Origin of the sequence: Sphingopyxis sp. CCNWLW2 (genome assembly GCF_037095755.1) — a bacterium.
Classification (GTDB): domain Bacteria; phylum Pseudomonadota; class Alphaproteobacteria; order Sphingomonadales; family Sphingomonadaceae; genus Sphingopyxis.
This window is the reverse complement of record NZ_JBAWKJ010000001.1, coordinates 938,279-953,294: the sequence shown is the minus strand read 5'-3', so window position 1 is coordinate 953,294 and position 15,016 is coordinate 938,279. Positions and strand designations below refer to the sequence as shown.

The window sequence follows — 15,016 nt, the reverse complement described above, 5'->3', positions numbered from 1 at the left end:
GGCGGGAGGAGGGGAGCATGACGAGCGATCGAGTCATCATCGTCGGCGGCGGTCCAGCGGGCATGGTCGCTGGCCTGCTGTTCGCGCGTGCGGGCGTGCCCGTCACCATCCTCGAAAAGCACGCCGACTTCCTCCGCGATTTCCGCGGCGACACGGTGCACCCCTCGACGCTCGAGCTGTTCCACGAAATCGGGCTGCTCGAAGAGCTGCTGAAAGAGCCGCACGCCGCGATCGACACGATGACGCTCAATCTGCTGGGCGGGCGCTATACGATCGCGACGATGAAGCATCTGCCCGTCGCGGCGCGCTTCGTCGCGATGATGCCGCAATGGGATCTGCTCGATTTCATCGCCGGGCAGGGCCGAAAATATCCGACCTTTGATCTGCGCATGTCGACCGAGGCGACCGGGCTGACCTATGACGCGGCGAACCGCGTCAGCGGGGTAACGCTCGCGACCGGAGAGGCTTTGCCCGCCCGGCTCGTCATCGCCGCCGATGGGCGCCGCTCGGTGCTCCGCGACGCGGCCGAACTGCCGCTCGAAGATCTCGGCGCGCCGATGGACGTGCTGTGGTTTCGCATTCCGGTGCCCGCAGGCATGGACATGTCCGAAGTTGCGCTCGGCACGATCGACAAGGGCGGCATGGTCGTCGCGATCCCGCGCGGCGATTATTGGCAATGCGCGCAGATCATCGAAAAGGGCGGCTTTGCCCCGATCGAGGCGCGCGGCATCGCGGCCTTCCGCGATCGGATCGTCGATATTGCGCCCGGGCTCGCTGCCGGGATCGATGCGATCCGGAGTTTCGACGACGTCAAACTGCTCTCGGTCGCGCTCGACCGGCTGACGCGCTGGTCGCGCCCCGGCCTGCTCGCGATCGGCGACGCCGCGCACGCGATGTCGCCCGTCGGCGGCGTCGGGATCAACCTTGCTGTGCAGGATGCGGTGGCGACGGCGAATATCCTCGCCGCGCCGCTCGCCGCGGGCGCCGACCCCGATCCGCTGCTCGCCAGGGTGCAGGAACGCCGCTGGAAGCCGACGACGCGGATGCAGGGGCTCCAGCGTTTTGCGCATCAGAATATCATCGAACCGATGCTCCGAGGCGAAATCACCCGCGTCCCGCTCGCCGTCCGCCTGCTCAACCATATCCCGCTGCTCCGCCGTATCCCCGGCCGCGTTCTCGGCCTCGGTTTCGGCCGCCAGCATGTCCAATCCCCGCTTGCGAAAGACTTCCAATGACCAAAGCCTATGACGCGCTGATTATTGGCGCCGGCCACAACGGCCTCGTCTGCGCCTTCTATCTCGCGAAGGCGGGGCTCAAGGTGCGCATCGTCGAGGCGCGCGACGTCGTCGGCGGCGCCGCGGTGACCGAGGAATTCGCGCCGGGCTTCCGCAATTCGGTCGCGAGCTACACCGTCAGCCTGCTCCAGCCCAAGGTCATCGCCGACATGAAGCTCGCCGATCATGGCTATCGCGTGATCGAGCGGCCGATCAGCAATTTCCTGCCGCAGGAGGATGGCGGCTATTTGAAGCTCGGCGGCGGGCTCGAACGCACGCAGAAGGAATTTGCGCGCTTCTCGGCGCATGATGCCGCGCGCCTGTCCGAATATTATGACATGCTCGAGGGCGTCGCCGATGTGCTGCGCGATCTCGCGCTCAAATCACCGCCGAATGTCGGCGACGGCTTCAAGACGCTGATCGACGCGGCGCGGCAGGGACGCGGCCTCACCAAACTCAGCCTGTCGCAGCAGCGCGACGTGCTCGAGCTCTTCACCAAGTCGGCGCGCACCTTCCTCGACAGCTGGTTCGAAAGCGAGGCCGTCAAGGCGGCCTTCGGTTTCGACGCGGTCGTCGGAAATTACGCCAGCCCCGATACGCCGGGCAGCGCCTATGTTCTTCTTCATCACGTCTTCGGCGAGGTGAACGGTAAGAAGGGTGCGTGGGGCCATAGCGTCGGCGGCATGGGCGCGATCACCCAGATGATGGCGAAGGTCTGCGCCCAGCTCGGCGTCGAGATCAGCCTCGAAGCGCCCGTCGCGCGCGTATTGGTCGATGGGAACAAGGCCGTCGGCGTCAAGCTGGTCAGCGGCGAGGAAATCGCCGCGACGCGCGTCATCGCCAATGTCGGGCCGAAGCTGCTCTACGAACGCCTGATGGGCGAGGGCGATATCGCGCCCGAATTCCGGCGTCGGATCAAGGCGTTCAAGGCGGGCAGCGGCACCTTCCGCATGAATGTCGCGCTCAGCGAACTGCCCCGCTTCACGTGCCTCCCCGAACCGGGCGAGCATCATCAGTCGGGCATCATCATCGCCCCGACGCTCGACTATATGGACAAGGCGTTCCTCGACGCGAAGCAATATGGCTGGTCGAAGAAGCCGATCGTCGAAATGCTCATCCCCTCGACCGTCGACGACAGCCTCGCGCCGCCGGGCCAGCATGTCGCGAGCCTCTTCTGCCAGCAATTCGCGCCCGAGCTTCCAGACGGGCGCGACTGGGATGCCGAGGAGGGCAAGGCGGCCGATACGATCATCGACACGGTCGAGGCTTATGCCCCCGGCTTCCGCGCCTCGATCGTCGGGCGCCAGATCCTCAGCCCCAAGGGGCTCGAACGTAAGTTCGGGCTGGTCGGCGGCGACATCATGCACGGCAATATGAGCCTCGACCAGCTGTGGTCGGCGCGCCCGGTGCTCGGCAACGGCGCCTATCGCGGGCCGCTCAAGGGCCTCTATATGTGCGGTGCGGGGACGCATCCCGGCGGCGGTGTCACCGGCGCGCCGGGGCATAATGCGGCGCAGGTGATCCTACGCGACCGGGGCCTCTTCGCTCCCCGATGGCGTTGAGCCGCGCGTCCACCAGTAAAGCGGCAGCCCCGCGACCATCAGGATCAGGCTCATCGCGCTGACGTTCAGCCCGGCGCCCCACAGCGTCCAGACCGAATAGGCGAGACCGATCAGCGCAACCGGTATCGCGACGCGCAGGCGCAGCGCGGCTGCCGCGCACGAGAGGTAGAGCCAGAGCGTCACCGAGGTCGACAGGATCGCCATGAAGGTGAACATCTCGGCGGTCGATTTGTTGCTGTTCAGCACGACGCACGCGGTCGCGAGGCCGCTCGCGATCAGCAGCGCGGCAACGGGCGTGCCGTGGCGGTTCGTGCGTGCGAACCATGCGGGAAACAGGCCCTGGCGCGCGAGCGTTGCCGGCAGCTCGGCCTGGATCAGCGTGAAGCCGTTCAATGCCCCGATCGCGCTGATCGCGGCGAAGGCGGCGATGAACAGCGCTGGCCCGTGTCCCCAATAGGTTTCGGCGAACAGGGCGAAGGGCGCGTCGGACGTCGCGACATCGGCCGCGGGCAGCATCAGTGCGACCGCCGAACAGACGATCAGATAGAGGATGCCCGTCGCCAGCGTGCCGATGATCGTCGCGCGCGGGATGGTGACGACCGGATCCTTGACCTTGTCGGTTGCGACGCTCGCCGATTCGAAACCGAGCAGCGCCCATAAGGTGAGGATCGCCGATCCGCTGACCGCGGTCAGCGACAATCCCTCGGCGGGGAAGGGCGTCGTGACGACGCGGGTCTCGCTGCCGAACGCGATCGGTATCAGGACGATCACCGTCAGCAGCGGGATCAGCTTGATGAGCAGGGTCACGATCTGGAAGCGCCCCGCCGCACGCGCGCCGCGCCAGCTGATCGCGGTGACAGCCCAGATCAGCGCGAGCGTCGACAGCGCCATATGGTCGCCGAGCGCGGGCGCGAAGAGGCTGAGGAAGCTGACCGCGGCGACCGCGAGCGTCACATTGGCGGTCCACACCGACACCCAATAGGCCCAGCCGATCATGAAGCTGGGAACGCGCCCGAAGGCGAGCTGGACGAAGGCGGTCGGCCCGCTCGCCTGCGGAAAGGCGACGGTCAGCCGCGCGAGAACCACCGCGAGCGCAAGCGCGCCGGCGATCGTGATCACCCACCCCGCGACGCCGTTCCAGCCGAACGGCGCGAGGCTGGCGGGGAGGAGGAACACCCCCGATCCGATCATATTGCCCATGACGAGCGCGACACACATCGAAAGGCCGAGCTTTTGGGCGGGCCTGACCCCTGCGGTCATCATCTCTGCCATGCGAAGCTGGTTCCCATCCTCTATCCCCGGCCCCGATCGACCCGATTGTCGATACCGTCCGATCGGGGTCTGTTCGTCCATCCCCCGCGTGGGGGATAGCGCCGAGGGGACGGCGCGATCGCCTCGCGCCGTCCCCTCAATGGGTCGCTCAGAAGTCCTTGCTCACCTTGATGCCGATCAGACGCGGGCGGATCACATTGTCATAGAAGACCCCGCCGCCCGGGGTAAGACCATCGCCGTCGCCGCACACCGTCTCGCCGCACTGGACCGCGCTGTTGATCACACCGCGGCTGTCGAACAGATTGGTCGCATAGATTTCGGCGTCCCAGCCTTCGCCCTTCACCCCGATGCTGAAATCGGCGGTCGTATAGGCTTTGAAATTGCCGACGATGTCATTTTCAAGCGTGCGAAGGTCGGACCGCCTTTTTCCGATATGGTTGACCGCGAACTGGACGTGGCCATCGAGGCCGCTGATGGGGAATTCATAGCGCGCGACGGCGTTGCCCTTGAACTTCGCGGTGACCGGCAGGCGCGATCCCGCCGGAGCGAGCAGGCTGTTGTCGTTGCTGTCGTCACCGTCGTTGGAGAAGGGGACCGAGCAATCGAATTGCGGGTTCGCAATGGCGCAGAAATCGCGGCGGATCGTCGCGTCATTATAGCTGGCGCCCATGCCGAGCGAGAAACCGCCCGAACGGTAGCTGACGTCGGCCTCGATCCCGCGGATGCGCGCGATGCCCGCGTTGCGGACTTCGCTGAGCCCATTGGCGCCGAGGAAGGACAGCTGGATATTCTTCCAGTCCTGCTGATAGACTGCGCCGTTGAAACGCACCGGACCAAAGCTGGTCTTCCACCCCAGCTCATAATTGTCGAGCGTGTCCGAGCCATATGGCGGCAGCGAGCCGCGCCGGTTGATCCCGCCGGGACGGAAGCCGCGCGACCAGGTCGCATACATCATCACATCGTCGGTGAATTTATACGTCAGGTTCAGCTTGTGGATGAAGTCGGTCTTTTTCGTCCGTTTGTCGAGGTTGGTGCACGGCGAGCCGTCGACGACCGCCGGCCCCTGGCATGCGTAGACCGGATTGCTGCTGTAGCCGGGGTTGTTGTAGCCGAAGAAGCCGACGAGGCTGTTGTCGAACTTGTAGAGGCGGCCGCCGCCGGTCAGCGTCAATTTGTCGGTGATATCGAAGCTGAGCTCGCCGAACGCCGCATAGTCGCGGTCGACGCGCTGCTGCTTGGTCAGCCAGATATTGTCGACGGTGGTCGGCACCTGCAGATCATCGGACAGGTTATCGATGATATAATGCTGCTCGATATTGTGCGACTGGCGCTGGTAGAACAGCCCGCCGATAAAGCGGATGCGCGCGTCGGCGGGCGAAGCGACGCGGATTTCGCCGAAGTTCCGGCGATAGCGGTCGATGCCTTTGATATACTGGTTCGGGCTGATCTGGTCGCCGGCATTGTCATAAAGATAGACCGCCGAGCCAAAGAGCGCGTCATAGAAATAGGCATAGTCCGAATAGTCGCTGTCGGTCAGCGTCTTGCGGCGGAGATGTCCGCCGGTGACGGTCAGGTCCCAATTGCCGATCTTGCCCTCGATCGTCAGCGCGGCCTGTATCCACTTATCGTCGCTGCGTTCGGGGTTGTATTGCACCGTCTGGAGGCTGCGCGTCACCGCCGACGAGCGTTCCTGCGCAAAACTGCCATTCGCTTTCTGGATCTGGCCCATCAAGGTCGGGCGGATCGTCCAGTCGTCGTCGAGTTCGATGCCGAGCGCGAGGCGCGCGCCATAGGTGTCGACGGTGTTATAATCCTTTTCGACCAGATCGTCGTTGTTCTGCGTGATGTCGTCGCCGGGAAGATTGATCACCGTATCATTCTCGCCGTCGCCGTCGGTATCGGTGTTCTGGCTGATCGGATAAACGCGCGTCCCCGCGATATTATCGATATAGCCCGCATCATGGCGATACCAGCCGACGATGCGCAGCGCCGCGCGATCGCTGATCCGCGCGTTGATGAAGCCCTCGGCAACGCCGCCGATGCCGCCGCGTGTCACGCTGTTGAGTTCAAGCCCCACCGAGCCATAGGTGCCGCTGGTGTCGGGCTTGTTGGTCACCAGTTTGATCGTGCCCGCCATCGAGCTTGCGCCATACAGCGTGCCCTGCGGCCCCGCGAGCGCCTCGACGCGCGCGAGGTCATAGGCGTGGATGTCGAGCGCGCCCTGGATGGTCGTGATCGGCATTTCGTCGAGGTATGTGCCGACGGTCGGCAGCGAGGTCGAATGGTTGGCATTCTCGCCCGATGCGACGCCGCGGAAATAGACCTGGCTGAACCCCGGCGCGAGCGTCTGGATCGTCACCGACGGCAGGAATTTGACGACATCCTGGAACTCCTTGACCTGCAGCTCGTCGAGCCGTTCGGTCCCGATCGCGGTGATCGCGAGCGGCACGTCCTGCAGATTTTCTTCGCGCTTCGACGCGGTGACGACGATGTCGCGGTCGTCGTTGGTGTTGCTTTGCTGGGCCAGCGCGGTTCCCGACGTGCACAAGATCGTGCTGCCGAGCAGGAACGCGCCGCTTTTGGTCAATACTGCCGATAGTTTCCGCATGGAATCCCCCTCACATGACAGCCATGTGACGGAGCATGACGCACCGCCGCGCAAGCGCAAGCATTGTTGGCGGAGTGCCGTGGTCGTTGGTCGAAAATGTCGTCCGCTGTTGCCGAAAGGCAACGTTTTGTCGCGTGGGGCCTAACCGAAATCGGCGGGAATGGCGGGATAGGCGCCGAGGACGGGGCCGAGCGCCTGTTTCAGCGGATCGAGCCATTTTTCATAGGGTTGCCACTGCCCGACGCCGTCGCGATTGATCGGTTTGCGCACCTGTTCGCTCGACGCCGTGCGCACCGCGCGCGCGTTGGTGTGGAACGCCATGCAGGCGGCTTCGAAAGGCTGGTTCAGAAAGGCGAGCAGCGCACGCACTTCGGTTTCGGGGTCGTCGAGCAGCGCCTCGTGGATCACGCGGTGGACGCGGCCGGGCTGGACCGCGTCGATATGCGCCATCAGGCGGACATAGTCGCGGTAATAGCCGCCGACGTCGGCGAGGCCGTAACTGAACGCCTGCCCCTTCGCATAATGCTGGCGGAAGTTCGAAAAGCAGCAATCGAGGGGCGCGCGCCGCGCATCGATGATCTTTGCATTCGGCAGGATCAGGCGGATGAAGGCGGTGTAGAGCCAGTTGTTCGGCAGCTTGTCGATATAGAAGGGCTTGCCGGTCTTGCGCTGCACCGCGGTGCGCTGAAGGAACGCCGCGCCCATTTCGGCAAGCCGCTCGGGCGGCGTCTCGGCCAGCGCCTCGATCCAGCGGCGCCCATCGTCGTGCTTCTCACGGCCGAGCCCGAGCGCGAGCGCGGGGATGTCGGGCAGCTCCATCGTGCCCTCGATCGCCGAATGGCAGCTAAGGATCTGCTCGATCAGCGTCGATCCGGCGCGCGGCATGCCGAGGATGAAGATCGGGTCGGGCGCCGGATCGCCCGCGCCAGCGCGCGCTGCGAAGAATTCGGGGGTACAGGCGGCGATGATCGCGTCGACCGCGGCGCTCGTTTCGGCGGCGCGATAGCCGAGCTGGGCGGAGCGGATCGCGTTGCCCGCAGCATAATGGCGAAACGCCGGCTCATGTTCGGCGGCATCGTCATACGCTTTGCCGAGCGCGAAATGCAGGTGCAGCCGGTCGTCGGCGCGCGCTTCGCTGTCGGGCTCGGCCGCAACCAGCGCAGCCTCCATCGCTGCACGGTCCTCCGCCCCGAAGCGGATTGTTTTGAGGTTCGCGAGGCTCCACCAGATTTCGCCGAGCCCCGGATCGGCGGCGAGCGCGCGGCGATAGGCGGCGATGCTGTCGTCCTGCCGTCCCACAGTCTTGAGCATATGGCCGTAGCTCATCCACAGCTTGGCATGATCGGGGAAGCGGCCTGTCAGCTCTTCATAGAGCGCGAGCGCCTCGTCATAACCGCCGATGCGGCCGAGCGCGGCGGCGCGGAGATTCGCATGCGCGGGATTGTCCGGGTCGTCGCCGAGCACCGCATCGAGCGTCTCGGCGGCGTCAGCAAAGCGGTTCTGCTTGTAATAGACGGTCGCGAGATTGGCGCGCGCGGCACCGAAATCGGGCGCAAGCTGCAACGCGCGCGACAGCAGTTTTTCGGCGTCGTCATAACGTCCGATGCGACCCGCGACCTCGGCGAGCATACGGATCGCCGCAACATCGGTCGCATCTTCGCGGAGGCGCTGGCGCAGCGCCCGCTCGGCGTCGGGCAGCCGGTCCTCGGCGAGCGCGAGCGCGGCGTCGACCATCGCGGGATCGTGGATCGTCGCGCCGATCGCCGCGAGCGACGCCGCCTGTGCTTCCGCCTCGCGGTTCAGGGCGCGGAGGGCATGCGCGGCGAGGCGGTGCGCCGCCGCCGATGTCGGGACGGCGTCGATGATCGCCTGCGCCTGCGCCAGCGCGGCGCCGGGTTCGCCGCTCAGCAGGCGGCGGGCGTTGGCGAGCGCTTCATCGTGCGAGACGGTCGCCACGGTCGCGGCCCTCAGCTTTTCGCCGCGCGGGCTTTCGCGACGGCTTGCTTCAACCCGTCATAACCGATCTGGCCCTGGAACAGCTGGTTGCCGACGATCCAGGTCGGGGTGGCGTTGAGCTGGAGCTGCGTCGCGATCGCGAGATTGCTGTCGAGTTCGCGCTGGAACAGCGCCTCGTTCGCGGTCGCATCGGCGGTGCCGTCGGTGACGACCCCGGCCTTTGTCGCTGCTGCGGCGATCGCCGCCTTATCGAGCGAGCCCGCCGCGAACATCGCGTGGTGGAACGCATCATATTTGCCCTGCCGCGCCGCGGCGAGCGCCATGATCGCGGCGTCACGGCTCTGCGGCGCGATGATCGGCAGCTCGCGGAACACGACCTTCAGCCTTTTGTCCTCGCGGATCAGCCGGTCGACGTCGGGCACGCTCGCGCGGCAGAAACCGCACGCATAATCGGTGAACACGACCAGCGTCACATCGCCGTCGGCATTGCCCGCCCAGGCACCGGCATAGGGTTTTTCGAGCGCGGGACGGATTTGATCGATCGCCTTGGCGATTTCGCCATTGCGCTGCGCTTCGAGCGCCTCGGGAATGATCTGCGGGTTCGCCTTGATATAATCGGCGACTACGCCCTCGACCTCGCTCTTGCTCATGCCGCCGCCGAAGCGGCCGCCGAGCCAGAAGACGATGGCGAGGAGCAATATGCCTCCAAGCGCCAAACCCCATGTGCGCGTTGAAACGCCGTCCATTCCCGTCCCCTTCACCTGCGGCAAGCTTTGCGCCGGCATCGCCTTGGTCTTTGCGGCATTTTTGGCCGGCGACGCAATCGGCGAACGATCGTCGCCGTCCATCGCGTCCGCCGAATTGGCCGGCGCTGGCTTCGCTACTGCCGGAATTGCGGCGTCACCCGCAAAGAGCGGCAGGTCGGGTGCGGCAGGCGCGTTCGCCTGCGCGGCGGCGGCTTCCTCGCGCGCGAGCAATTGTTCGAGCCCCGAAGGCGGCGGCGCCAGTTCCTCGCGCGGCGCGGGGCGCAGCTTGCTGGCGGCATCGCCGATGCCGTCGCGAAGACTTTCGCTGCTCGCCTTGGCGATGTCGACAACGCCCGCCTTGGTCTTGCCGGCGACTTCGCCGAGCCCGCGCCCGGCTTCGCTCGACAGTTTGCGGGCCTTGTCGCCGAGCGCCATCTTGTCCCATGCCTCGCCGCTCGCCTTCGCGGCGGCGCGGCCGGCCTGCGCCGATCCGCGCCCCGCCGCCCGTGCGGCGCGCGCGGTCAGCGCACCGGTCTTCGCCGCGAGTTCGCGCGAGCGGCGCGGAATTTCCATCGCTTCGACGCGCGCGGGAATGTCGGCGCGGTCGCCGACGCGGATCGTCCAGTCGGCAAAGGCTTCGGCGCCGTCACGGATACGATCCCACAGGTTCGCCGCGCCGGCCTTGATCGCCTCGGGCTTCACCAGCGGATCGCGCGGCTTTTCGGGGGCGCTGTATCGCGTCAGGTCGATGCCGACGGGGGGCTCGTCCTTTGGCTTCGCCAATCCTTCGCCCTGCGCCGGCGCGCCGCCTGTCGGCGTCGGCGCGGGGTCGCGCAGCCACGGCTGGTAATAATCGTCTTTTCTGTCAGTCACTTATCGCCCTCGAGCATCACGGAAATGCGACGCGTCGCCCCTGTCTTCACCCGAAACTAACGCCGTTTGCGCTCGCGTTCCACCTCGGCGCGAGCCACCAACGAAATATCCTGTGCACGGATCCAGTCGGGCGAGCCTTGGGGCAAACCCTGCATCGCCATTTCGGCATTACGCAGCGCGAGCCCCGACTGTCCACCCTCAAGGCTGTAGCGTTCGGCCGAGGCGAGCGCGGCGCGCGCCTGATCGCCCTTGTTCGCATAGACGATACCGAGCTGATACCAGGCGAACGGGTTCTGATTGTCGAGCGCGACGGCGGTTTTCAGCACCTCTTCGGCCTCGGCATAATTCGCCGGATCCTCGGTCGCGATCAGCGCATGACCCAGCGTCGCGCTGATCAACGGCTGCGACCGCGACAGGCTGACCGCCTTGCGTAGCGCGGGGATCGCTTCCTTGGGGCGGCCCGATTCGAGCAGAACCTGGCCCTCGAGTTCGAGGAAATAGGGGTCGCTGGGGCTCGTCGCGAGCAGGCCTTCGACCTCGGTCAGCGCCTTTTGCGGATAGGCGCTTTTGTGCCAGGCATAGGCGCGCGCATAGCGCGCCGGAATGCTGCGGTTGCTTTCGGGGAATTTGCGCAGCGTCCGTTCGGGCTCGGCCATATAGCCCGACAGCTTCGCCTTGATGCGCTGAAAGCGCGCCTCGATTTTCGGGTCGGCGGGCTTTTCCCATGCCGGATCGATGACATAGACTTCGCGCAGCGCCTGGATGCGATCGCCCGACATCGGGTGGGTGCGGCCATAGGCCTGATCGTCGTCCTGCTTGACCCCATAGCGAAATTCGAGGTTCTGGAGTTTCTTGAAAAAGGCGAGGCTGCCGCGGCCGCTGATCCCGGCCGTCGACAGATATTGCGCGCCCGCGGCGTCGGCGGTCGATTCCTGCACGCGCGAAAAGGCGAGGAACTTGCCGAGCGCGGCCTGCTGCCCCGCCATCATCACGCCCATGCCGGCCTCACCCGCGCCCGCCGCGATCGCCGCGGCGCCGAGCAACAGGCTGAGGAGCGAGATGCCCGTTGCGGTCTTGGCGCCTTCGTTGACGCGGATCGCGTGGCCGCCCATCACATGGCCGAGTTCGTGCGCGAGCACGCCCTGCACCTCTTCGGCGCTGTCGGCGGCCTCGATCAGCCCGCTGAAGACATAGATGTCCTGGCTGCCCGCGACGAAGGCGTTGATGCTGCGGTCGCCGAGCAGATGCACGCGCACCTGTCCAGGTTTGAGCCCCGCGGCGACGAGCAGCGGGTCCATCATGTCCTGAAAAAGCGCCTCGGTTTCGGCGTCGCGCAAGATCGACTGCGCTGCCGCCGGGCGCAGCGCGATGGCGAACATCGCAAGCAATGTCAGCGCGATACGGAAAATGGAGCGCAGTCTTTGCGCCCCGAACGCGGGTTGCGGCGGGAAAGCGGTCATCCCCGCCTCTCTTGCGCCGCGCGCCTGAACCCCGAGTGAAGCCATGCGGGCTTATTGGGGGGCCGTGCGCGCGGACGCAAGGTCAGCTTGCTATTTCTGCGACAACGCGAGCCGAATTGAGAGGCGCGGTTCGGATGCTATCCGACCACAACAAAGCGACGTGCTCCCGCGAAGGCGGAAGGCCATCTCCCGCCGGCGCTATTTTGAACCCGCAGGAGATGGGTCCCCGCCTTCGCGGGGACACACGTCATTTCATTTGGAGCCGATATCAGTTGCCGAACGTGCGCTGCCACCAGCCGCGGCGCGGTTCGCCGTCGGGGCCTTCGCCCTCGCCGTCGGCATCGGCCGCAACCGGTTCGGCTTCGCCGGCGGTCGCGGGCTGCGCTGCCGCCTCAGCCGCGACCGCCTTTTTCGCGCGGCTTGCACGCTTCTTGGGCGCGGGCTTGGCGGGTTCAGCTTCGGCCGGAGCTTCGGCGGCGGGTGCTTCGACCGCGGGCGCTTCGACGACCGGTGCCTCGGCGGCTTCCGCAGCCTCGGCTTCGGCGGCCGCGGCGGCCTTGGTCTTGCGCGGCGCGCGCTTGCGCTTCGGCTTTTCCTCGGCGACCGGCGCTTCTTCGGCAACCGGTTCGACGGCTTCGACCGTCTCTACCGGTGCAGTTTTCGCTTCGACTTCGACCACGGCCTCATCGGCGGTCTCCACCGCATCGGCCTTCTTGCGGCCGCGTCCGCCACGGCGGCGGCGCGGCTTGGCTTCGGCTTCCTCGGCGTCCGCTTCGGGAGCAGCCTCGACGGGTTCGGCCGGTGCGGCTTCGCCTTCGTCGGCCTCGGCGCTGTCGCCTTCGCGATCCTCGCCGCCCTCGCCACCTTCGGCGATTTCATTGCCTTCTTCGTCGCGGCGGCCGCGGCGGCCACGGCGGCGGCGGCGGCGGCGCTTGCGGCCCTCGCCGTCGGCATCGCCTTCCTCGCGGTCGCGCGCGCCTTCTTCGCGATCAGGCGAACGTGCAGGACGCTCTTCGGCCGCTTCTTCTTCGGCTTCTTCTTCCTCGTCCTCGGGATAATCGTCGTCGTCATCCTCGATCGGCGCGATCGGGGCGAAGCTGCGGCGCGCGATCGGCGGCGGACCGCTGACCTCGACCGCCATGCGCGCGCCTTCGGTTTCGCCGTCGGGCAGGATTTCGACCGTCACGCCGTAAAGCTCTTCGATCTCGCGCAATTCGCGGCGCTTTTCGTTGAGGAGGTAGAAGGTCGCTTCCTGGCTCGCGCGCAGGGTGATCTTGTTGCCCTTGCCGCGTGCGGCTTCCTCTTCGATCAGGCGCAGCGCGCTGAGACCCGCCGACGAGGCGGTGCGGACGAGGCCGGTGCCTTCGCAATGCGGGCACGGACGCGTTGAGGCTTCGAGCACGCCGGTGCGCAGGCGCTGGCGGCTCATCTCCATCAGGCCAAAGCCCGAGATGCGGCCGACCTGGATGCGCGCACGGTCGTTCTTCAGCGCGTCCTTCATCGCGCGCTCGACCTTGCGGACGTTCGAGCCATGATCCATGTCGATAAAGTCGATCACGACCAGCCCGGCCATGTCGCGCAGCCGCAGCTGGCGGGCGATTTCGGCCGCTGCCTCAAGGTTGGTGCTGAGCGCGGTCTGCTCGATATTATGCTCGCGCGTCGACCGGCCCGAGTTGATGTCGATCGACACCAAAGCCTCGGTCGGGTTGATCACCAGATAACCGCCCGATTTCAGCTGGACGACGGGATTGAGCATCCCGGCGAGCTGATCCTCGACACCGTAGCGCTGATAGAGCGAGACGGGGTCGGCATATTGCTTCACGCGCCGCGCGTGGCTCGGCATCAACAGCTTCATGAACTGCTTCGCGGCCTTGTAGCCATCGTCGCCCTCGACGAGCACTTCCTCGATGTCTTTATGATAGATATCGCGGATCGCGCGCTTCACCAGATCGCTGTCCGAATGGATCAGCGCCGGCGCGCTCGACCCCAGCGTATTTTCGCGAATCTCGTCCCACAGGCGCGCGAGATAGTCAAAGTCGCGCTTGATCTCGACCTTGGTGCGGCTCATCCCCGCGGTGCGGACGATGCAGCCCATCGTCGGCGGCAGCGCGAGTTCGTCGATCATCGCCTTCAATTTGCGGCGATCGGCGCCGTTCGAAATCTTGCGGCTGATCCCGCCGCCGTGCATCGTGTTCGGCATCAGCACGCAATAGCGGCCGGCGAGCGACAGATAGGTGGTGAGCGCGGCGCCCTTGTTGCCGCGTTCTTCCTTGACGACCTGGACCAGCATCACCTGACGGCGACGGATGACGTCCTGAATCTTGTAGCGGCGGCGCAGCGACATGCGGTTTTCGCCGTCCTCGTCGTCGTTGCGGCGGCTGCGGCCACGGCCGCCCTTGCGGTTGTTGCCGCGTCCGCGCCCACGCCCACGGCGATCGCCGCGGCCTTCCTTGCCTTCTTCCGACCCTTCGGCGCCTTCTTCGGCGTCGCCATTCTCGGCATCGCCATTGTCGTCGCGGTCATCATGGTCGTCATGCTCGTCGCGGTCGTCGTCGCGATCGGCGCGGCTGTCGCCATTGTCATCCTCGTCGTGATATTCGACGTCGGCGACATCGCCTTCGAGCTCGTCGAGGTCTTCCTCGGCGCGCTGCGCGGCGGCGGCGGCATGCTCGGCCTCTTCGCGCAGCAGCGCGTCGCGGTCTTCCTTCGGAATCTGGTAATAATCGGGATGGATTTCGCTGAACGCGAGGAAGCCGTGGCGATTGCCGCCATATTCGACGAACGCCGCCTGCAGCGACGGTTCGACACGGGTAACCTTGGCCAGATAGATATTGCCCTTGAGCTGCTTATGCTCGGCGGACTCGAAATCAAACTCCTCGATTCGGTTTCCCTTGGTGACGGCGACCCGGGTTTCTTCCCGGTGCCGCGCGTCGATCAACATGCGCGTGGTCATTAGATACACTCCAAGCGCGCCTTAGCGCGCCATCAAAAAATCCCGCGAACCTGCCCGAGGACGGGCCGCGGCGGATACGGGTGAAAAGAAAAAAGACGTTATTGCCGAAAGGAGCCTGCGTCCGGTCCTGGACGCGCATGCGGTCTTCAAATCCGGCGACGGCCGGGGCGAAAGCGCCCGCGTCGGGATTCAAAGAGGGCATGGCAAGCCTCATGCGGCATCAACCTGTTACGGGATGAGCGGGCGGGCAGGGCGGGCGTGATGCGCACGCCCCGACTGTCCGGTCAACCGGGTGGACTGGCGGCAGGTCGC

The 15,016-nt window shown here is 66.0% G+C and carries 8 protein-coding genes; 2 read left to right on the top strand and 6 right to left on the bottom strand.

Annotated elements, in window-relative coordinates:
- The first annotated feature begins 17 nt into the window (after positions 1 to 17).
- Together V8J55_RS04455 and V8J55_RS04450 are read left to right on the top strand one after the other, a co-directional pair.
- Positions 18 to 1,235: an FAD-dependent oxidoreductase gene (locus tag V8J55_RS04455; protein ID WP_336444520.1), complete on the top strand. Its 1,218-nt coding sequence runs from the start codon at positions 18 to 20 to the stop codon at positions 1,233 to 1,235.
- A complete protein-coding gene (locus V8J55_RS04450) occupies positions 1,232 to 2,836 on the top strand; it encodes a phytoene desaturase family protein (RefSeq protein ID WP_336444519.1) in 1,605 nt (534 codons plus the stop codon). The genes V8J55_RS04455 and V8J55_RS04450 overlap by 4 nt, the downstream gene beginning before the upstream one ends.
- Here the strand turns inward: V8J55_RS04450 and V8J55_RS04445 are convergent.
- From V8J55_RS04445 to V8J55_RS04420, 6 genes are all read right to left on the bottom strand, one after another.
- Positions 2,798 to 4,108 carry an amino acid permease gene (locus V8J55_RS04445; RefSeq protein WP_336444518.1) on the bottom strand — a complete coding sequence of 437 codons (1,311 nt, stop codon included), beginning with the start codon at positions 4,106 to 4,108 and terminating at the stop codon, positions 2,798 to 2,800. The two genes, V8J55_RS04450 and V8J55_RS04445, sit on opposite strands and share 39 nt — an antisense overlap.
- Positions 4,109 to 4,256: 148 nt before the next feature.
- A complete protein-coding gene (locus tag V8J55_RS04440; protein ID WP_336444517.1) occupies positions 4,257 to 6,716 on the bottom strand; it encodes a TonB-dependent receptor in 2,460 nt (819 codons plus the stop codon).
- Between the two features lie 141 nt (positions 6,717 to 6,857).
- Positions 6,858 to 8,672, bottom strand: a complete 1,815-nt coding sequence (locus V8J55_RS04435) for a tetratricopeptide repeat-containing sulfotransferase family protein (RefSeq protein ID WP_336444516.1) — start codon at positions 8,670 to 8,672, stop codon at positions 6,858 to 6,860.
- Between the two features lie 11 nt (positions 8,673 to 8,683).
- On the bottom strand, positions 8,684 to 10,291 hold the full coding sequence (locus tag V8J55_RS04430) for a DsbA family protein (protein WP_336444515.1): 1,608 nt from the start codon (positions 10,289 to 10,291) through the stop codon (positions 8,684 to 8,686).
- 56 nt (positions 10,292 to 10,347) lie between these two features.
- Positions 10,348 to 11,751: a M48 family metalloprotease gene (locus V8J55_RS04425; RefSeq protein ID WP_336444514.1), complete on the bottom strand. Its 1,404-nt coding sequence runs from the start codon at positions 11,749 to 11,751 to the stop codon at positions 10,348 to 10,350.
- A 268-nt stretch (positions 11,752 to 12,019) separates the two neighbouring features.
- Positions 12,020 to 14,704 (bottom strand): Rne/Rng family ribonuclease, encoded by a 2,685-nt coding sequence (locus tag V8J55_RS04420; protein WP_336444513.1) that lies wholly within the window; start codon positions 14,702 to 14,704, stop codon positions 12,020 to 12,022.
- Positions 14,705 to 15,016: the final 312 nt, after the last annotated feature.

Coding starts and splice junctions, on each gene's coding strand:
- V8J55_RS04455 (WP_336444520.1), top strand. CDS start 18: ATGACGAGCGATCGAGTCATCATCGTCGGCGGCGGTCCAGCGGGCATG.
- V8J55_RS04450 (WP_336444519.1), top strand. CDS start 1,232: ATGACCAAAGCCTATGACGCGCTGATTATTGGCGCCGGCCACAACGGC.
- V8J55_RS04445 (WP_336444518.1), bottom strand. CDS start 4,108: ATGGCAGAGATGATGACCGCAGGGGTCAGGCCCGCCCAAAAGCTCGGC.
- V8J55_RS04440 (WP_336444517.1), bottom strand. CDS start 6,716: ATGCGGAAACTATCGGCAGTATTGACCAAAAGCGGCGCGTTCCTGCTC.
- V8J55_RS04425 (WP_336444514.1), bottom strand. CDS start 11,751: ATGACCGCTTTCCCGCCGCAACCCGCGTTCGGGGCGCAAAGACTGCGC.
- V8J55_RS04420 (WP_336444513.1), bottom strand. CDS start 14,704: ATGACCACGCGCATGTTGATCGACGCGCGGCACCGGGAAGAAACCCGG.